Raw genomic sequence first — 18,358 nt, 5'->3', positions numbered from 1 at the left:
CCGAGCAGTCCTTCGCCCGTGTCGGTCATGGGCCCTGCGCGCCCGTCTCGCGCGAGACGGAGGCCTCGCCGTCGGCCGGGTCTGCCCGGTCAGGCGGGTCTGCACGGTCAGGAGGGTCTGCACGATCGGCTGGGTCTGCGCGGCCGGGAGGCCCGCAGTCGGGATGCAGCACCCGGTAACGGGAGTTGCGCAACACTCGCCGGCCACCACCGCCCCGACCCACCGGCGCAAGGAAATCGGGAATGCCGTCCGGCCCCATCCGGACCTCCCAACGCGTCCCCGGCCGCGACCGCGGATCCGGCTCGACGAGAGCATGATGGCGCCGACACAACAACACCAGGTTGTCCACAGCAGTCACTCCACCCGCCGCCCACGGCACCACATGGTGCCCCTCGCACTGACGCGGCGGCTGGTCACACCCCGGAAAAGCACACCCCCTGTCCCGCAGATGCAGCGCCTGACGCAGATCCCCACCAACCAGCCGGACCGTCCGCCCGACATCCAACGGCTGCCCCGCCCCACCCAACACCGCGGGCAGAACATCCGCATCACAGGCCAGCCGCCGCCACGCCGACGCCGACACCGGCTCCCCCGAATCCAGCACCACTCCCGGACCGGACCGATCCACCACAGCAGCCGGATCGAGCAGGATCGTCACACGCGGCCGATCACCACCATGAACCGGCGCACTCCCCACCGCCTTCGCCGCATCGACGATCGCCACCAAAGCATCAGCCCGCAACTGAGCCACCGACAACGCCACATGGCCGGGATCGGCAACAGCCTCCTCCCGCTGCTGCCGCAACGCCGCCCCCGTGTGAGCCCCGACCAGCGAGATCAACTCCTCACCCTCCAGCGTCGGCAGCTTCGCCCGGAAACACACCGATCCCGCACCATCCCGCGACCACACCAGCCGACGCGTCAGCCGGGCCCGCGCCTCCACCCCCTCCAGCCGCCGCCGATCCACCTCCTCGGCCACCGCCGGAGCAACCACCTCCACCGCATGGTTCGCCAGCCTGCGCAACTCATCAGGATCCTGACCCACATGACCGGCCAGATGCTCCTCGACCGCATCGGCCTGACCAGGGTCGAACAGACCAGCGACCTGCGGATCATCCAGGAACGCCAGCCCCGCCAGTACCCCCTCACACTGCTCGATCGACATCTGCCCCGACGCCAGCGCGGCAGCGACATGCGGGTGCGCGGCCATCGCCTCGGCCTGCCGTAATCGCCCTTTCGCCTGCCGCGGCGTCAGTCCTGTGGTCGTACGCAACCACGCCTGCGTCGACAGTCCCTCCACCGCACTCGTCGCCCCACGAGCCTCCAGACCCGCGATCACCGCAAGCTCGCCCGCCCGCACCATCGACCCCAACACCGCCAACCGCGCCGCAGCCGCCAACAGATCCGCATCCCCCAACCGATCCACCCCGTCGGCAAGAAACCCCTCCAGCTCCTCCCCGGCACGCACCAGACCCACCGGCAGGCAACCCTCAGAACGACCGGTCGTACGACCAGTCACCCCCGGAACGGCCCAGCCGCCCGACACCTCCCCCATACCCTCAACGCTACGGCACCCCTCAGACACTTTTCGAACGTATGAACGGTTCACGCGCGCATCGCGCGGACCCGCGCCGGGCGGCCTGTCAGATGGCCGACCGATGGCCGATCCACCGCGTACGCCGACGCGGAGCCGCGACAGGCAGCGCTCGGTAGAGTGGGCGCGTCATCCGTACGACACTCAGGAAGCCGAGAGCATGAGCCGACTCAGCCGCGACCAGATCCGCACCATGATGGCCGAGGTGCTGACGAACCAGGGCAAGGAACTGCCCGCCGACGACGCCGCGGCACTGGACGCGATCGGCTTCCGCTCCCTCGACTTCTCCGAGCTGGCACTGTCCGTGGAGGACGAACTGGGCACCGAGCTGAACTTCGACGCCCCCGGCCTGCGGTCGATCACCACGGTCTCCGACGTTCTGGACTTCATCGAGCAGCTGCAGAGCGCCTGATGCCCGCGGACATCTCCGAGCCGAACGCCGCCGGGCCGAACGCCGCGGCGTCGGTTCCCGCCGAACCGACGGCCTCCGGGACCACCTCCCCGACACCACCCGGCGCCGGCAACCGGATCGTGGCGCGCGGCTTCACCGGCACCTGGGCCGACCTGGGGACGTACGATCTGCCGCCGGCCGCCGCGGTGTTCGTCGCCGACCACGCGGAGGCGGCCCGTACGGTCTGGACCCACGCGACCACCCGACGGGAGACCCTGGTCGCGTCGGCGAGCCGCGCCGAGGACGGCCTGCTCGCCGACCTGCGCAGCAACGGCCTGGCCATCGCCCGCACCGCCGGTGAACAGGTCGCGCTGGAGTCCGCCAACGCCTCCTCACGCCCCGCCGACCCAGGCCGGCTCTGGCTGCTCACCTCCGGCTCGACCGGCCGGCCGAAGCGGGTCGCGCACACCCTCGCCTCGCTCACCACGGTCACCGGCGACCAGCCGCCCCGCACCTGGCTGTGCCCGTACACCCCCGGTGCGTACGCCTGGTGGCAGCTGGTCACCCTGTCCTTGGCGCACCCGAGCAACGACCTCGTCTTCGTCGAGCCCGACCAGCTCGAGGACTGGCCGGAGCTCGCGCTCGAGCACGGCGTCACCGCCGCCTCCGGCACCCCGACCTTCTGGCGACAGGCGATCGTACGGTCCGGCGACACGATGGCCCGGCTGCCGCTGGAACAGGTCACCCTCGGTGGCGAGCCCGTGGACCAGGCGATCCTCGACCGGCTGCACGAGGTCTACCCTGCGGCCCGCATCTCCTGGATCTACGCCTCCTCCGAGGCCGGCGCGTCAATCGCCGTGCACGACGGGCGCGCCGGGTTCCCGGTCGCCTGGCTGGAGCGGCACGCCGAGGGCCGGCCCCGGCTGAGCGTCGTCGACGACGAACTGGTGATCGGTTCCCCGTTCCGTGCCGAGGGGATGGATCCCGACCTGCACACCGGCGACCGGGTCGAGATCCGCGACGGGCGCGTGCTCATCGTCGGCCGGCTCGCCTCCGACGAGATCAACGTCGGCGGCTCGAAGGTCTCCGCTGCGGCGGTGCGGACCACTCTGTTGGGCCACCCGGCGGTCGCCTGGGCCGCCGTCCGCGGCCGCAAGGCGCCGATCGTCGGCCACATGGTCACCGCCGAGGTCGTGCTGTCCCCCGGGGCCGGAGCGACGACCGAGGAACTCGCCGCCTGGTGCGCGGCCCGGCTGCCCGACTACGCCGTGCCGCGCCGGCTGAAGATACTGCCCGAGATCCCGCTCAAGGAGAGCCTGAAGTCCGATGTCTGAACCTGTCGATCCCGTCGCCGTGACTCCGGCCGCCACCCCCACCGACACCGTGCCCTCCGACACCGTGCCGTCCGGCACCGTGCCGTCCGGCGACACCGCCGTCCCACCGGCGCAGGTCGTGCTGGTCTCCGGCGGGTCGCGGGGCCTCGGCCTGGCGCTGGTCCGGATGGTCCTCGCCGCCGGCGCCCGCGTCGCCACCTTCGCCCGGACGATCACCCCCGAGCTGCAGGCCCTCGCCGCCGCGTTCCCCGAGCGTACGTACGTCGCGTCGGTCGACATCACCGACACCGCGGCCGTCACTGCCTTCGTCAAGGAGGCGAGCGCCCGGCTCGGCCGGATCGACGGCCTGGTCAACAACGCGGCCGTCGGGCAGGACTCGATGCACCTGCAGACCTCGCCGGAGGACATCGCCCGGATCGTCGCGACCAACCTCACCGCACCGCTGGTCCTCACCCGCGCCGTGCTGCGGACGATGATCCGCCGCAACGGGCGCGGCCGGATCGTGATGATCACCTCGGTCGGCGCGCAGCGCGGCTACGCCGGGCTCACCACGTACGCCGCGACGAAGGGCGGTCTGGACGCGGCGATGCGTACGCTGGCCCGGGAGATGCACGGCCGGGTGCTGGTCAACTCCATCGCCCCCGGCTTCTTCGCCTCCGAGATGAGTTCGGTGCTCGGCGCCGACCAACTGGACGCGATCACCCGGCGGACGCCGTCCGGCCGGCTGGTCGAGCCGGAGAACATCGTGCCGATCGCCCGGATGCTGCTCTTCGACGACACCAACCTCAACGGCCAGGTGATCACCGTCGACGGCGGCAGCTCCATCTGATCGACGTCACCTCCCAGGGCCGGGGCGGTACGCCGGCGCCGCCGAGGCGGGCGACAGCCCCACCAGGTCGGATGCTCCCGGGAACCGGGCGTCGCCCCGGGCCGCCGTCACGGTCGCGACGTCGACCGTGTACTGCCGGTAGAGGAAGCCCGGGCGCCACATCGGCTCGCTCGGCAACGCGATCTCCTGATAGGTGTCGTAGATCTCCCTCTTCAGCGCCAGATCGTCCCCGAAGACATTGCGCGGCCGTTGCTGCGACGGGTAGCCCTGATAGCTGAGGATCGTGTGGTCGACATGTGCCAGCCGACTGGCATCCCGGGTCAGGTAGGCGACCGCGTGGTGGTCGCCATGGTCTCCGTCGCCCAAGGGGTGGACGTAGTCGGTGGTGCGGATCAGCGTCGGCCGCGTCGCGTCGATCAGGGCCACCAGTTCGTCACGCAGGCCGACGGCCGAGTACTCGGTCGAGCCGTCGACGGCGCTGATCCGGGTGATCCGCCCGTCGAGGAGCTTGGGCAGACTCTGTCGGCCGTACAGGGCCGTGCCGCTGCCGTCCGGGAACCCGTCCGGCAGCCGTAGGAAGACCAGCGAGATCGATCGCCGCGGGACCAGGCTCCGCACCAGCACCGGGTGGCCCCCGAAGGATGCGGAGCTGGTCTCCCACCGGTTCTCCACCATCGCCGCCTTCGCGTACGCGGCCTCCATCCCGGCTTCCCGGGCCCGCCAGTAGTCCGGGCCTTTGCCCGCATCGCCCGCAGTGACGTACGCCGTCCGGAAGCACTGATCGGCGCGGGTGCGCAGGTCGGACAGCAGGTCAGGAGTCATGAAGAACAGGTCGTCGTCCTGGTGCGCCACCACCTGCAGAGCGCCCCCAGTGCAGGCCGGCGTCGAAGGAGCGGGCGCCTGGTCGGGGACCTGCCGAGCAGGCGGAGCGACCTTCAGCAGCACCAGCGCCACGACGATCACCGCCACTCCCCAGGCACTGGCCCAGCCGATCGGTCGCCGGCGCCCGGCGGCGCGCTTCCCGTCGTCGATCATCGGGTCCCCTCTCGCTGTGCCTCCGGAGGATCCGTGACGGCCGACCAGGACTCTATCCGCACCCGACGCCCCGGCCATGGACGCCGCGACGGCGGCGACCTTCGCCAGCGTCACCACGAAGATCCCGACCTCCACCGCGGTGGTCGGGAACAGCGCGATCAGGAACGTCCAGGGGCCGCCGAGGTAGGCCGCGTAGCCGGGCAGGAACGGTTGCCCCAGGCCGACGAACCAGGTGAACTGGGCGTCGATCGCCGGGTGTCCGTGCAGCAGGTCGTGGAACATGGCGTAGGAGGGCACGAACTGCGCGAAGTAGTCGTCGTAGTTCCGGGTCTTCGCGCCGAACGGGTACTCGTGGTTGGCCACGTACTGCAGCACCACGATGGCGATCGAGAACGCACCGGCCGACGCGGCAGCGACAGCGGTGGAACGGGCCGACCCGACGGCGCGGGTCTCCCGCTCCCGATCGGTCCACATTTCGCCCTGCCTCCTGACCTCAAGGCCGCGCCGCGGCGGCTGTGCGGCGATCGGACCCGCCGATGCCTCCCGGAAACTATCCGCTCGATACTGATCGCATCCTGAACGAGCCGCTCACCGAGGAGAGACCCGCGGCGGCGCCCTGGTTCGCGGTGCCCTGGTTCGCGGTGCCCTGGTTCGCGGTGCCCTAGCATGCTCCCCGTGCAGCCCCCCGCAGTCGCGAACCCCGGCACCGGCGCCCCGACGGCCCCCGCCGGGGTGCTGACGGCGCCTCGACGTGCCGACTGCCCACCCGGGACCCGGCTCCGGGCCGCGGTGGTCGCCGCGGTACTCGCGGTGGCGGCCCAGGTCGCCGGCATGGCGATGGCGAGTGTCTTTCCGTTCGGCAAACGGCCGTGGGCGGTGAACGACGCCTACAACCAGCTGTTGCCCCAGAAGGCGTACGTACGAGACCTGCTGCTGCACCCGGCCGGCCCGAACTCCCTGCTCTTCAATTGGCACAGCGCCCTCGGTGCGCCCTACCTCGGCGATTTTGCGACGTACGCCGCGAGCCCGTTCAACCTCCTCCTGGTGCTGGTCCCGCGCGACCGACTGACCGTCGGGGTGCAGCTGATCACCGGGCTGCAGATCGCGGTCGCCGCCGCAGCGATGGCCCTGGTGTTGCTGTGCCTGCACCGGCGCGCCGGCTGGGGGGTGGCCGCCGCGCTCGGGGCCGGCTACGCCTGCTGCGGCTGGGTCACCGGCGACGCGATGGTGGTGCTGTCCTGGCTGGACGGCCTGATCGCGTTCCCGCTGCTACTGTGGGCCGCGCTGCGGCTGGCCCGACGCCGGGGAATCGTCCTGCCGGTGCTGGTGGTCGCGCTGTGCTGGACAGCGAACTACTACACGGCGGTGATGGCCACTCTCGGGGTGGGGCTGGTGCTCCTCGCGCTGCTGGTCGTCGACCGGGCCGGCTGGGCGGCGTCCGGCGCGGCGTTGGGCCGGGTGATCGGCGGGTTCGCGCTCGGCATCGCGATGATCAGTTGGCTGATCCTGCCGGTGCTGGCCGCCGTCGCCGCAGCCGCCCCGGTGCCGGGCGCCGCGCTCTACCAGATGCCCTGGGACATCACCCTGGCCCGGCTCTTCCCGGGCAACTGGACGCTGGGGTCCGCCGGCATCTTCGCCGGCCTGGGCACCCTCGTGCTGGTCGCGGCGGCGCCGTGGCACCGTGAGCTGAGCGTACGGTCCCGGGTGGCGCTGGCGGTGCTGCCGGTGGCGGCAGTGGTCAGCATGCAGGTGCCGGCCACCCAGCTCGCCTGGCACAGCTTCGCCGCGCCCAACGGGAGCGGCTACCGGGAGGCGTTCGTGGTGGCCGGCATCCTCGTCGTCACCGCCTGGCTGGGACTGGCCGCGGGCTTGCCGGGCCGTCGGCCCCTGCTCGCCGGCACGCTGAGCGTCGCCGTGCTCGGGGCGCTGGTGGTGGGCCGGCTGTCCACGCTCACCATCGTGCTCACCGTCGCCACCCTCGTCCTGCTCGGTGCCGCGGCGGCGTTCGACCGGCGCCGGTGGGTGGCCCTGGTCCTCCTGGTGACCGTGCTGGCGGAGAGCGCCTATACGGCCGGGGCGATCTACCGGGACAAGGCGAAATACCACGGCGCACCGACCACCCTGAGTGCGTCGTTCCTGGCGGCACGGCTGGCCGAGGTGCCGGCGGTGACCGCGGGTGAACGGACCCGGGTGCCGCACAGTTCGGACAACGACCCGCTGCTGCTCGACTACAACGGGATCGACTACTACTCCAGCGCCATCCCGCGGATCACCACCGACGCGCTGTCCGGACTCGGGCTGCCGTACGCCCGGCGGCGGATCGGCCTCGACGTGGACGACCCGGCGGCCCGGGCCCTGCTGGGCATCCACACCACGGCGGATCAGGCCGGCGCCGGCGACCGGGTGAACGCTCCGGTCACCGTGCTGCCGGCCGGCCCAGTGGCCGCCGACCCAGTGGCCGCCGACCCAGTGGCCGCCGACCCGGCGGCGCCGGGCACCGTCTGGGCCGCCCGGGACACCCTCGCGGGTGCCCGCCTCTACACGGTCCCGGCCCTCGACCTGGCCGGGGCCGGTCGCGCCGGCCGGGGCACCGGATCCACGCCGGGCACCGGCCGGGTCGACGTCACCGCCCGGTGCACGCCCGGCAGCATCCTCCAGGTCCGCACCGGCTCCGAGCAGCGCCCGCCCCGAGGATCGATCACCTGGCAGGACCGTACGGTCGCCCTGGGCACCCCCGAGGTGCTCACCCTGGGCCCGGTCCCGGCGGACGGCCGGGTGGCGTTCACCGTGCTGGCTGACTCCGGCGGCCGCCCGGACGTACGCTCCGGTGACGTCGGCTGCCTGGACCCGGCAGCGCTGGATCGGGTGGTCGCCGGCTCCCGGGCTCAGGGGGCGACCGTACGGTTCGCGCCATCGCAGGTCGCGGTCAGCTGGCCGGCTCCGCAGACCGGCGACGCGGTGGTGCTGACCACCGCGCTGCCCGGCTGGTCGTGCCGTACGGACGCCGGGCCGGCCACCGTCACGGCACGGGCGGGGATGCTGACCGTCCCGGTGCACGGGGTCACCCGGTTGACCTGCACCTACCGGCAGCAGGGCCTGGCGCCGGGGCTGGGGATCGCCGCGGCCGCCTTGATGCTCACGATCGCCATCGAGCTGTTCCGGCGTCGCCGGGCGCGCCGTCCTCACTGACCGCGGCCTCACCGACCACAGCCTCATCGACCGCACCGGCCGAATCCGGCTCCTGCTTCCCCCGACCGACCAGCAGCAGCCGGGCCAACAGGTAGCTGAACGGCACGGCCGCCAGGCCGGCGATCAACGGGGCGAGCCTCTCCCCGACGTGGAACACCTCGATCAGCAGCACCACCCCGAAGGTGGTGAAGAGCACATTGGGCAGGCTGGAGAGCGGGTACACCAGCAGCTTCCGCCAGGTCGGCCGCACCCGGTAGGTGAACACGCAGTTGAGCAGGTACGACACCACCACCGAGACGGTCCAGCCGATCAGATGCGCCACCGGATAGGGCAGGAACCGGAGGACCACCAGATAGACGCCGTAGTAGACCCCGGTGTTGACCACTCCGACGAGGCAGAACTTCACCAGCGGCCACAGGCGCAGCCACCAGACCCGGGCGAACCCCACCATCAGGCCCCGTCGGCCGGCAGGCTCGGCCCAGCCCGGAACGCGTCGGTCGTCCCCGGAACGCCGGCTCCGCGGACGGCGGCTCCCGGGAGCCCCGCGGCGGCCTCCGCCGTGTCCACCCGGAGCAGGTAGGCAGGCCGGCGCTTCACCTCGGAGTAGATCCGGCCCACGTACTCCCCGATCACCCCGGTGACGATCAGCTGGACACCGGCCAGCAGGACCACCGCGGCCACGGTCGTCACGTAGCCCGGCGTCTGGACGCCGAATGCGGCGACGCCGACGACCAGCCAGACCACGTACGCCAGCATCAGTCCGACCATCCACAGGCCGATCCAGATCGCCACCCGCAGGGGTTTGGTGTTGAACGACAGAATGCCGTCGATGGCGTAGTCGAGGAGTTTGTGCAGGGTCCAGCTGGACCGGCCGGCGTCGCGTCGTACGTTCGTGTAGTCGAGAACGGCGGTGGGGAAGCCGATCCAGCTGTAGAGGCCCTTGGAGAAGCGGTTCGTCTCCCGCAGCGCCACCAGGGCGTCGACCGCCCGGCGGCTCAGCAATCGGAAATCGCCCGCCCCGTCATCGAGCGGCACATCGATCAGGGGGTTGACCAGCCGGTAGAAGACCCGGGACAGGGCGGTCCGCAGCCGCGGGTCGGCCCGCCGATCACGCCGCGCGATCACCTGGTCGTACCCGTCGAGGTGCCGGCGGACCAGCGCGGGGATCATCGCGACCGGGTGCTGCAGGTCGCCGTCCATCAGCACCACCGCGTCACCGCGGGCGTGCTCGAGGCCGGCGAGCATCGCCGCCTCCTTGCCGAAGTTCCGGGAGAAGGACAGGAACTGGACGTACGGGTCGCGGGCGGCCAGCTCGAGACCGATCCGCTCGGTGCCGTCGGTGCTGCCGTCGTCGACCAGAACGATCTGCCAGGTCCGGGCCACCTCGGGCAGGGTCGCGGCGAGCCCGCGGTGCAGTTCCTCCAGATTGGCCGCCTCGTTGTGACAGGGGACCACCACACTGAGGAAAGCACAGCGCTCCGTCGGCGCCGCCGGGGGGTTGCCCATGCCGGAACTATAACGCTGCGTGATCGTCCGCCGCCGTGCCCGTCACGGCCGGCGTCCTCAGTGGTCCTTCAGGTGGCTCGGGTGCCCGGGACGCTCCGCCAGGTGCTCCCCCGCCGCCATCGCCGCCGCAGCGGCCGCCTCGGCCCGATGGACCGGGCCGAGGAGGATGGTCCGGGCGATGCCGTAGCTCACCGGAACCGCCAGCACGGTCGCGATCAACGGCGCGATCCGCTGGTCCCAGCCGAACACCTCGACCATCAGCAGCACCCCGGCCGACGACAGCACGATGTTGGGGACGCACGAGTCCCACCCCTGCCGCCCCCACCACCAACACGTTAGGAGACACACCTTAGGCCCGCAGATACTGACGGTCTGCGTCAGGGCCGGGCCGGCGGGCCGGGTCGGGGTAGCCTGAGCGGTCCCGGGAAGGGAGCCAACGACTGACGACCAGAGGAACCAGACTGACGACGATCGGGGTGAATATTCCTCCCCAGTAGTAGGCCCATTCGCCGTGACTGAACCGGAAGAGGAAGAACAACATCAGGACCAGCGTGACGGCCAGCGTCGCACGGTGCCAAGCCTGCCGCAAGGTCAACGCGCCGGCGAGCGCGAGCACACTGAGGGCGGGCACCACATAGGTGCGGAACTGGACGTGATACCAGCCGAACTGGAGCGCCCTCTGGAGTGTCGCCGGCCCACCGTGCAGCCAGTGTGCCAGCCCCAGTGTGCTGGACGGTGTCCTTTCGAGGAACCCGGACGCCAACCACATATGGAGCAGCAACACAAGAACGGGCACGACGACTGCACCCACCGGTATCCACCAGGTGCGCCGGCGGCCGACCGGCCGCTGCCCCACAAACCATGCCACCAGCCAAGCGGGGATCAGCAGCACCATGAACTCGCGGGTCGCGACTGCGCACCAGAGGAGAGCCAAGCTCGCCAGCCATCGGCGGCGCAGTAGGAGGGCGAGGGCGAAGATGGCCACGAAGCCCGCCCAGACTTCCATCATGGTGAACCAGGGTCCTTCACCATAGGAATACGACCACCAGAAGAAATACAGCCACGAGGTCATCAGGACCGGTGCGACCAATGCCGGTCCGGGTTCCACAAAAGTGCGCGCGAGGAGGTAAGCGCCGGCGATCGCGAGGAGGCTGAAAGCGATGAACCAGCCCAACAGGTGGTATGGCAATTCGCCGGGCAGTATCCTCCACAGCTCGAAGAGGAGAGGCTGCCGAATGTTGAAGGGGCTCTCGACGATGGTCCGGTGGGCCGGCGAGTCGTCCCTGAGGGCTTGGGTGATCGCGGAGTAGAACGGCTGGCCCTGGATCATGAGGTCGCGGGCCCGCAAATAGGTCCAACCATCGAAGGCGTAGTGCAGAGGGACCGGTTGCGACGCCAGGTCGACGAACCGCTTCGCTGCGACTTCGTCCGAGGGCCGCCAGGGTGTCCAACCCGCCAGGGCGATCGCGCTGACAAGCACAACGCCCAGGCTCCCGAGGCCCAGTGTGCTCGTCTTGACCTTTCGGGACAGGCGAGTCAGCGCCCATACCACCACGATCCCCGTCACGACCGTGAACGCCCCGGCCAACAGTAACGCCGTGTCCAGATGTACCCTACGAGCGCTCACGGCCCCGGTGATCAAACTGGCGATGCACCCTGCGAGGACAGCCCAAGGAGCACGCAGGGCCCGGTCAGCGGTGACTCCCACCACGAGACCGACGAAGAGACCTCGGATCGTGCCGTCGAGTGCAGCCGCGGGCAGGGTACCCAGCCCGAGATGAGTGTGGAGGACTGCAACGAACACGCCTACCAAGGTCGCCATGAGCGTTGCGATGGTGAATCGAACCCTCGATGAGGTCGTCACTCGAGCGATTCCATCGCGTCTGGTGTGCATGGTCTCCAGTTCCCCGTGATCCGTCGCCGTCAAGGCCGATCGCCGACAAGCGTTGCCCGGATTCGCACTCGTGGCAAGGGTCGGAGCTGCCGCGTAGTCCTGCTCAAAGCAGCGGATCTTGAAGTGCCGCCCGTTCGCTGGCGTCCCCGTATGAACTCGGGCTCAGCATATCTCCCCGGAGGCCATCCTGAGAATCGGTACCTCCCTCCCATCGACGGGCGAATCGTCGTTGGGCCGCCTTCTTGGCTCGCTGCGAGTACGAGGCAGTCGTGACTTGGCCCGGCACTCACCGACACCCTGGCGCCTAGGCCCAGGAGCGCAGCCACAACCGCGACAGCCAGTCCTGGTAGAGCATCAGCCGGTCGGTCAGCACGGGGTAGATGTAGACGAAGTCCAGTGCCACGACAACGATCACGGCGCCGACGATCACGGCGCCGACGAGCGCGGCGCGCCATCGCCGTCCAAGCCGGCCCGGTGGCCCCAGGACCAGCCCGAGCACCAAAGTCCGACGTATGGAAGGCATAGATATCGCGGTGGAACTGCACGAAAGACGCCAACCGCGTCCCCAAGGTCACCGTCAACGGAGCGGACGGGTGGTCCTCTCCCCAGGAGCGATCCCAACCGCCATCGGTCGCAAGCAGCCCCACCACGCCACCACACCATCGGCCCGTACGACCCCCGCAGTCGAGGGTGAGCAACAGCCCGGCAATCGCGCCGATCAACGTCGAGCGGAACAGCCGCCGGGACAGCCGGACAGTGAACAACACCAGCAGCGCGCCGAACACCACCGAGGAGAACCGCCAGCCGAAGCCGGTCATGCCGAACAACTGCTCACCGACCCGATCAGCCACTTGCCCAGGGGGATGGACGACGAACGCCGCCTGATCGGTGAAAATGTCGACCTCGCCGACAGCGACCTTCGGATCTGCGATTTGCCGGTCGGGTCAGGTCGTTCATGGCCGGAGTCTTCCGTACCAGCGGGCCGGGTCGGGCCGCTAGGCTGGCTGCCGTCGTCCCTGGAGGTCCGCATGCCACTGCCCACCGTCGCCGCCGTCGTGCTGTCCCAGGGCACCCGCCCCACCGAGCTCGCCACGGCATTGGAGACACTGCTGGCGCAGACCGGGGTCGAGCTCGACGTGCTGGTCGTCGGCAACGCCTGGGAACCGACCGGTCTGCCCGACGGGGTGCGGACGCACCACGAGCCGGAGAACCTCGGCATCCCCGAGGGCCGCAACGTGGGCGCCCGGCTGGCGAAGGGCGACTACATCCTCTTCTACGACGACGACGCCTGGCTGCCCGAACCGGACACCCTGGCCCGGATGGTGGCGGTGATGGAGTCCGATCCGCACATCGGGATCGTCCAGCCCCGGCCGACCGATCCCGACGGCAAGCCGGGGCCGCGACGCTGGGTCCCCCGCCTCGACGCCCGGACCGCCGACCGCGGCGGCGACACGGTGGTCTTCTGGGAGGGCGTCCACCTGGAGCGGCGGGCCGCGTTCGAGCAGGTCGGCGGCTGGCCGGGGCACTTCTTCTACGGCCACGAGGGCATCGACCTGGCGATGCGGATGATGGACGCGGGCTGGCGGATCACCTACACGCCGGGCATCCGGGTGCACCATCCGGCGCTGCCGGCCAGCCGGCACGCGGTGTTCTACCGGATGAACGCCCGCAACCGGGTCTGGGTCGCCCGCCGCAACCTGCCCCGCCCGCTCGGCTGGGCGTACGTGGCGACCTGGGTGCTGATCACCCTCGCCCGGGTGCATGACCGGGCGGCGCTGAGGATCTGGTTCCAGGGGCTGCGGGAGGGCTGGACCACCGACCCCGGCCCGCGCCACCCGATCTCCTGGCGCACCGTGGCCCGGATGACGGCCCTCGGCCGGCCGCCGATCATCTGAGCGACCCGATGGCCGATCACCCCGACGGGCCCGACGGCCCCGACCGTCCCCCGGAGCCGGCCGAGATCGTCCTCTCCACCGAGCACCCGGCGCGGCCCCGTGGCCCGCAGGGGGGCAGCCGGCCGCCGTACGGTGCGCCGACCCGCACCCATCTGCCCGACGACACCGTGCTGTCCTGGCGGCCCGCCGACCTCTCCGGGATCGCGCGCTATGCCCTGGACGCCGAATACGCCGACCGGCCGGTGCCGGTCGCCCTGGCGCGGAGGTTCGGGGGCGAGGACTTCTGGGCCCGATGGACCCGGGCGGAGGTCTGCGCGAAGCTCACCGACACCCCGATCCTGGTGTGGATCCGACTGCACGGGCTGCCGACGGACCCGGCGGCGGGCACCGGGCTGCGGGTGCACACCCTCGACCTGGCGACGCCCGGCGGTCGGACGATCCGGGTGAGCACCGGCACGGCCGGACGACCGCCCGCCGACCGGGGACCGGTAGCCTGACGCGGTGAGCCACCAGGAGGTACGCCGATGACCGACCGGCCGGTCGCCGTGACCCTGTCCGGGGTGCGCAACCGCACCCACCTCGTCCATTGCGCGTCGTACGTCCGGCACCTGCTCGACACCCGGGCCGGCGAGGTGGTCGTGCGGAGCCTGGGCACCGGCGGGTTCCTGGGGCGGACCACGGTGGCGGCGCAGGACGTGACCGGCTTCCTGCCCGACGATCCGCGGCTCACCGTGCGGACCGACCCCGATCCGGCGGCGATGCGCCCGGGCCGCGGGGTCGACTGGATCTACCTGGCGGTCGGCGCCCCGGGCATCAAGCCGTGGGCCCGGATGGTCGCCCACCAGCCGCTGCACCGTCCGCACGTGGTGGTGGTCGACGAAGGACTGGGGACGTACGGCACCTGGCGGACCCGGCGGGACGCCTGGGTGCGGCAGGGTGGCGGTCGGATCTGGCCGACCGTCCGCGCGGTGGCGGTGACGACCGCCGTCGCCCGGCTCACCGACGAACGGTGGCCGCTCTATCTGCGGGAGGAGCCCGATCCCGGCACGACGCCCGGCCCCGGCACGACGCCCGGCCCGGCGCGCTGGCGACTCAACCCGCCGGTAGCCGACGAGTTCCGCGGCCGGGTGCCGGCGCCCGGGGAACGTACGGAGCGGGCGGTCTACCTCGCGCAGCCGTGGGTCGCCCTGGGGCTGCTGCCGGCCGCGGACTATCTCACCCATCTGCGGGAGGTCGGCGCGGCAGCCGCCGCGGCCGGTCTCGACTTCGTGGTGCGCCCCCATCCTGCCGACCCGGTCGAGCTGTATCGGGGCCTGCCGGTCGCCGAGGGACACGGCCCGGCCGAGATGGATCCCGAGGTGGTCGCCGCCCGGGTGGCGCTCGGCGCGAACAGCACGGCTCTGCTCAACCTCGCCGCCCTCTACGGCACCACGGCCGTCCGGGTCCGTCACCCGCTGCTGGCCCACCTCGACCGCGAGCTGGGGCCCGACCAGCGCGCGCTGCTCGACCAGTTCGTGCCGCTGACCGCGGGCACCGAGGACCTGGCGGCCCTGCTGGCCCGGTGACCGGCGGATCCCCGCAGGGCGGATCCCCGCACGCCAGATCCACAGCACGTCAGATCCCCCCACGTCAGATCCCCCCACGTCAGATCCACAGCAAGTCATAGGAACCCGCCGGTCGGCACCCCGCGATCGCTCCCCGCGCGGCCCCGATCCGACGGCCGGGGCGGCGGGCCGGGGATCGTCCGGTGTGTCGCCGTGACGACCGGTCGACGCCCACGTCAGCGCGGCATTCCGGGGTGCCGGGGCCGCTCCGGACGGCCACGTCCGCGGGGCGTCCCGGCCGGGCGGACCCGACCCGCCCGACGGCGTACGACGGTCTCCCGGGCGCTGTCGCCGACAGGGCACGTACGGCGTGGCAACCGCCCGGAGACGGCCCCGGACCGCCGTTTCCGGCGCGCACCTCGGTTAGAGTCGGCCCCAAGTCGGACCGGGATACCGGGTCGGTGGGGCACCCCTCGCGAGGGAATGGTCGGCCCCCGGTGTCCACCGCACAGGCGTGCGCACCACATGACACGGCTGGGCGGGGGCCATGTCCGACGGCCCGACCAGCACGCCGGGTCGCCTGCCCCGGACGCCTCCGGCGAGGACCGGAGACCCGCGGCCCTCTCGATACAGGACGGACGATGATCCAGGACACGAACCAGACCGGACCGTACGACCCGCAGGGTCCGGACGGCTATCGCTACCGCTCCCAGCAGCCGCAGGGCGCGGCCGATTCCCCGTCGGCCGGTCCGGAGGACCCGACCCACATCTGGGGCGACGGCATCGGTCTGAGTGGTGAGGACCGCACCGGCGGCTCGTCCGGCGCGTCCGGCGCGCCCACCGGTTACGCCGCCGCCGGCCGGCCGACCGGACAGGCGTCCCCCCGTCAGTCGTACGCTCCGGCGTCTCCCGAACAGCCGTACGACAACCGTCCCCAGCCCTACCCGAGCCCCGGCTACGCCGACCGGGCCCAGCCGGGGCAGGGCTACCCCGGCAGCCCGTACGCCGGGCAGGGCTACGACCAGTCCGCCCAGAGCTACCCCGACAGCGGGTACGCCGGCCGCGGCTACGACCAGTCCCGGTCCGGCCCGGGCTACCTGAGCGGCTACCCCGGTCAGGCGCAGAGCTACGCCGACCACGCCTATCCCGGGCAGGCGCAGGACTACCCGACCCAGATCACCGGCGCCCAGCCGAGCGGCCAGGCCCCCGGTGGTCAGGCCTACGGCGAGCCGGCGTTCGGCCAGTCGGCGCCCTCCGATGGCGTGGGCGGGCCGTACGCCTCAGTGTCCGCCGACCCGCACGCCGAGGACTCCCAGCCGCTGTCCTTCCTGCAGTCGCGCGGTTTCGGCCGGACGACCGACGCGACTCCGCGCGAGAAGAAGGCGCCGTCCGAGAGCCCGTTCAGCGGGTTGCGGGACCTGTCCTTCGCCGAGCCGGTCGCCCCCCAGGTGACCAAGCACCTCTACGTGCTGCTGATCGTCGTCGGGGTGCTCGCCTGGATCAGCACGACGGTCTCCGGCTTCTCGGCCGGCGGCGCGGCGGGCCTCACCGCCTTGGTGGTCGGCGGCGTCGCGGTGGCGGCGTGGATCCTCCTCGTCCGGATCGTCCTGGAGGTCGCCCTGTCGGTGATCCGCCTCGGCGCGGACGCCCGGGAGATCCGCACCCGGCTCGCCGCCACGGAGCAGTCCGACGAGACGTCCGACGACGAACCGGCCGCGGCGGCCGAGGAGACGTCGGACGACGCCGACGCCCCCTCTACCACCACGGCGTAGCTCCCGCCCGACCTCAGAAGAGCAGCGCCAGCGCGGGATCGGCCAGCAGCCGGGCGACGTCCGCGAGGAACCGGGAGCCGCCCTCGCCGTCGACCAGCCGGTGGTCGAAGGACACCGCCAGGGTGGTGACCCAGCGCGGTTCGATCCGCTCCTCCGCGCCGCGCCCGACGACCCACGGCCGCCGCGTGATGGCTCCGAGGCAGAGGATCCCCGACTCGCCGTTGTTGAGGATCGGCGTGCCGGCATCCACCCCGAAGACCCCGACGTTGGTGATCGTGAACGTGCCGCCACGCAGGTCGGCGGGAGGCGTACGACCGTCCCGTGCCGTCCGGGTCAACTCGCCGAAGTGCCGGGCCAGCTCGAGCAGACCCATCTGGTCGGCGCCCTTGATGTTGGGCACCAACAGCCCCCGCGGGGTCGCCGCGGCCACGCCGAGATTGACATCGCCGTAGTAGATGATCTCCTGCGCGTCCTCGTCCCACCGTGCGTTGAGCTCGGGGTTGGTCCGCAGCGCCAGGCACACCGCCTTGGCCACCACCAGCATCGGCGAGACCCGTACGTCGCTGAACTCCCGGGCGTCCCGGAGCCGTTCGACCAGATCCATCGTCGCGCTGACGTCGCAGGTCAGCCATTCGGTGACGTGCGGGGCGGTGAACAGCGACTTCGTCACCGCCTGGGCGGTCGCCTTCCGGACGCCGCGCACCGGCACCCGACCGTACGACAGCTTGGGCGGTCCGGCGAGGTATTCGTGCTCCGGGCCGGCGACCTGGGCCACCACCGGCACCGGCGGTTCCACCCGCGGCGCCGCCTCGACCGGCCGGCTGCCGGCGGCGAGCCAGGCGTCCACGTCGGCGTACGTGATCGTGCCGCCGGGGCCGGTGCCGGGGACCTCGCGGAGGCGTACGCCGCGGTCCCGGGCGTACTTGCGGACCGGCGGCTTGGCCATCGCCGCGCCCGGCTTGCGGGGGCGGCGCACGGTGGCGGCGGCCTCGGGCCCGTAGCCGACGAGGTTCGCGGACGCCGCGCCGGGCGCCTCGTCGGTGCTGGCGGCCTCGGCGGCCGTCTCTCCGCCGAGCACGTCGCCCGCCACGACGGCAGCGGCCTCGCCGCCGCCGAGATCCTGCTCCGTGTCGTCCTCGGAGCGGTCGTCGATCACGATGATCGGCGTGCCCACCTCGACGGTCTGCCCCACCTCGACCAGCAGGGCGTCCACCCGGCCGGCCCACGGACTGGGCAGCTCGACCAGGGACTTGCTCGTCTCGACCTCGACGATCGGATCGTTGACCGCGACCTCGTCGCCGACGGCGACCAGCCAGCTGACGATCTCGGCCTCGGTGAGACCCTCACCGGGATCGGGCAAGGGGAAACGCTTCAT

At 71.9% G+C, this 18,358-nt stretch carries 17 protein-coding genes and 1 pseudogene; 9 read left to right on the top strand and 9 right to left on the bottom strand.

From position 1 onward, the window contains the following. Window positions 1-25 precede the first annotated feature (25 nt). Window positions 26-1,477, bottom strand: a complete 1,452-nt coding sequence (locus R0146_RS06115; protein ID WP_317691975.1) for an HNH endonuclease signature motif containing protein — start codon at window positions 1,475-1,477, stop codon at window positions 26-28. Between the two features lie 277 nt (window positions 1,478-1,754). Between R0146_RS06115 and R0146_RS06110 the strand changes: the two genes are divergently transcribed. The 3 genes from R0146_RS06110 to R0146_RS06100 are packed head-to-tail and all read left to right on the top strand — an operon-like array spanning window position 1,755 to window position 4,148. Continuing rightward, entirely contained in the window at window positions 1,755-2,006 is a 252-nt protein-coding gene (locus R0146_RS06110; protein ID WP_317691974.1) for a phosphopantetheine-binding protein, read from the top strand. Continuing rightward, on the top strand, window positions 2,006-3,319 hold the full coding sequence (locus tag R0146_RS06105) for an ANL family adenylate-forming protein (protein ID WP_317691973.1): 1,314 nt from the start codon (window positions 2,006-2,008) through the stop codon (window positions 3,317-3,319). Before R0146_RS06110 ends, R0146_RS06105 begins: the two co-directional genes overlap by 1 nt. Continuing rightward, window positions 3,312-4,148 (top strand): SDR family NAD(P)-dependent oxidoreductase, encoded by an 837-nt coding sequence (locus R0146_RS06100; RefSeq protein WP_317691972.1) that lies wholly within the window; start codon window positions 3,312-3,314, stop codon window positions 4,146-4,148. The genes R0146_RS06105 and R0146_RS06100 overlap by 8 nt, the downstream gene beginning before the upstream one ends. Before the next feature lie 6 nt (window positions 4,149-4,154). Here the strand turns inward: R0146_RS06100 and R0146_RS06095 are convergent, their stop codons facing one another. Beyond that, the gene (locus tag R0146_RS06095) at window positions 4,155-5,657 is read right to left on the bottom strand and encodes a PIG-L family deacetylase (RefSeq protein ID WP_317691971.1); all 1,503 of its coding nucleotides are present in this window, start codon (window positions 5,655-5,657) and stop codon (window positions 4,155-4,157) included. Between the two features lie 62 nt (window positions 5,658-5,719). Here R0146_RS06095 and R0146_RS06090 point away from each other — a divergent pair, with 62 nt between their 5' ends. Further along, on the top strand, window positions 5,720-5,848 hold the full coding sequence (locus tag R0146_RS06090; protein WP_317691970.1) for a hypothetical protein: 129 nt from the start codon (window positions 5,720-5,722) through the stop codon (window positions 5,846-5,848). A 10-nt stretch (window positions 5,849-5,858) separates the two neighbouring features. Continuing rightward, window positions 5,859-8,372, top strand: a complete 2,514-nt coding sequence (locus tag R0146_RS06085; protein ID WP_317691969.1) for a YfhO family protein — start codon at window positions 5,859-5,861, stop codon at window positions 8,370-8,372. On the opposite strand, the gene R0146_RS06080 is transcribed toward R0146_RS06085, so the two are convergent. The 6 genes and pseudogenes from R0146_RS06080 to R0146_RS06055 form a co-directional block, all read right to left on the bottom strand. Further along, window positions 8,320-8,823 (bottom strand): GtrA family protein, encoded by a 504-nt coding sequence (locus R0146_RS06080; RefSeq protein ID WP_317691968.1) that lies wholly within the window; start codon window positions 8,821-8,823, stop codon window positions 8,320-8,322. The two genes, R0146_RS06085 and R0146_RS06080, sit on opposite strands and share 53 nt — an antisense overlap. After that, a complete protein-coding gene (locus tag R0146_RS06075; RefSeq protein WP_317691967.1) occupies window positions 8,823-9,878 on the bottom strand; it encodes a glycosyltransferase family 2 protein in 1,056 nt (351 codons plus the stop codon). Before R0146_RS06075 ends, R0146_RS06080 begins: the two co-directional genes overlap by 1 nt. 57 nt (window positions 9,879-9,935) lie before the next feature. Beyond that, window positions 9,936-10,163 carry a hypothetical protein gene (locus R0146_RS06070; protein WP_317691966.1) on the bottom strand — a complete coding sequence of 76 codons (228 nt, stop codon included), beginning with the start codon at window positions 10,161-10,163 and terminating at the stop codon, window positions 9,936-9,938. Between the two features lie 64 nt (window positions 10,164-10,227). Beyond that, window positions 10,228-11,682, bottom strand: a complete 1,455-nt coding sequence (locus R0146_RS06065; protein WP_317691965.1) for a hypothetical protein — start codon at window positions 11,680-11,682, stop codon at window positions 10,228-10,230. Between the two features lie 394 nt (window positions 11,683-12,076). Next, a complete protein-coding gene (locus tag R0146_RS06060; protein ID WP_317691964.1) occupies window positions 12,077-12,295 on the bottom strand; it encodes a hypothetical protein in 219 nt (72 codons plus the stop codon). A 160-nt stretch (window positions 12,296-12,455) separates the two neighbouring features. After that, window positions 12,456-12,656: pseudogene (locus R0146_RS06055) on the bottom strand (dolichyl-phosphate-mannose--protein mannosyltransferase); the annotation flags it as partial. A gap of 144 nt (window positions 12,657-12,800) precedes the next feature. Between R0146_RS06055 and R0146_RS06050 the strand changes: the two are divergent. The 4 genes from R0146_RS06050 to R0146_RS06035 all read left to right on the top strand — a co-directional run bounded on the left by R0146_RS06050 (window position 12,801) and on the right by R0146_RS06035 (window position 16,983). Continuing rightward, a complete protein-coding gene (locus R0146_RS06050; RefSeq protein WP_317691963.1) occupies window positions 12,801-13,667 on the top strand; it encodes a glycosyltransferase family 2 protein in 867 nt (288 codons plus the stop codon). A gap of 8 nt (window positions 13,668-13,675) precedes the next feature. Continuing rightward, the gene (locus R0146_RS06045; protein ID WP_317691962.1) at window positions 13,676-14,164 is read left to right on the top strand and encodes a hypothetical protein; all 489 of its coding nucleotides are present in this window, start codon (window positions 13,676-13,678) and stop codon (window positions 14,162-14,164) included. Window positions 14,165-14,191: 27 nt separating this feature from the next. Next, window positions 14,192-15,232, top strand: a complete 1,041-nt coding sequence (locus R0146_RS06040) for a hypothetical protein (protein WP_317691961.1) — start codon at window positions 14,192-14,194, stop codon at window positions 15,230-15,232. A gap of 620 nt (window positions 15,233-15,852) precedes the next feature. Then, complete coding sequence (locus R0146_RS06035) at window positions 15,853-16,983, top strand: DUF4282 domain-containing protein (protein ID WP_317691960.1); 1,131 nt, start codon at window positions 15,853-15,855, stop codon at window positions 16,981-16,983. A 13-nt stretch (window positions 16,984-16,996) separates the two neighbouring features. Here R0146_RS06035 and R0146_RS06030 read toward each other — a convergent pair whose 3' ends face one another. Next, on the bottom strand, window positions 16,997-18,358 hold the full coding sequence (locus R0146_RS06030) for a dihydrolipoamide acetyltransferase family protein (RefSeq protein ID WP_317691959.1): 1,362 nt from the start codon (window positions 18,356-18,358) through the stop codon (window positions 16,997-16,999).

It is taken from the genome of Raineyella sp. LH-20 (assembly GCF_033110965.1).
Lineage (GTDB): Bacteria > Actinomycetota > Actinomycetes > Propionibacteriales > Propionibacteriaceae > Raineyella.
This window is presented reverse-complemented; position numbering and strand designations above follow the sequence as displayed.

Coding starts and splice junctions, on each gene's coding strand:
- R0146_RS06030 (WP_317691959.1), bottom strand. CDS start 18,358: ATGAAGCGTTTCCCCTTGCCCGATCCCGGTGAGGGTCTCACCGAGGCC.
- R0146_RS06110 (WP_317691974.1), top strand. CDS start 1,755: ATGAGCCGACTCAGCCGCGACCAGATCCGCACCATGATGGCCGAGGTG.
- R0146_RS06045 (WP_317691962.1), top strand. CDS start 13,676: ATGGCCGATCACCCCGACGGGCCCGACGGCCCCGACCGTCCCCCGGAG.
- R0146_RS06100 (WP_317691972.1), top strand. CDS start 3,312: ATGTCTGAACCTGTCGATCCCGTCGCCGTGACTCCGGCCGCCACCCCC.
- R0146_RS06090 (WP_317691970.1), top strand. CDS start 5,720: ATGCCTCCCGGAAACTATCCGCTCGATACTGATCGCATCCTGAACGAG.
- R0146_RS06075 (WP_317691967.1), bottom strand. CDS start 9,878: ATGGGCAACCCCCCGGCGGCGCCGACGGAGCGCTGTGCTTTCCTCAGT.
- R0146_RS06035 (WP_317691960.1), top strand. CDS start 15,853: ATGATCCAGGACACGAACCAGACCGGACCGTACGACCCGCAGGGTCCG.
- R0146_RS06060 (WP_317691964.1), bottom strand. CDS start 12,295: ATGCCTTCCATACGTCGGACTTTGGTGCTCGGGCTGGTCCTGGGGCCA.
- R0146_RS06050 (WP_317691963.1), top strand. CDS start 12,801: ATGCCACTGCCCACCGTCGCCGCCGTCGTGCTGTCCCAGGGCACCCGC.
- R0146_RS06095 (WP_317691971.1), bottom strand. CDS start 5,657: ATGTGGACCGATCGGGAGCGGGAGACCCGCGCCGTCGGGTCGGCCCGT.
- R0146_RS06040 (WP_317691961.1), top strand. CDS start 14,192: ATGACCGACCGGCCGGTCGCCGTGACCCTGTCCGGGGTGCGCAACCGC.
- R0146_RS06105 (WP_317691973.1), top strand. CDS start 2,006: ATGCCCGCGGACATCTCCGAGCCGAACGCCGCCGGGCCGAACGCCGCG.
- R0146_RS06080 (WP_317691968.1), bottom strand. CDS start 8,823: ATGGTGGGGTTCGCCCGGGTCTGGTGGCTGCGCCTGTGGCCGCTGGTG.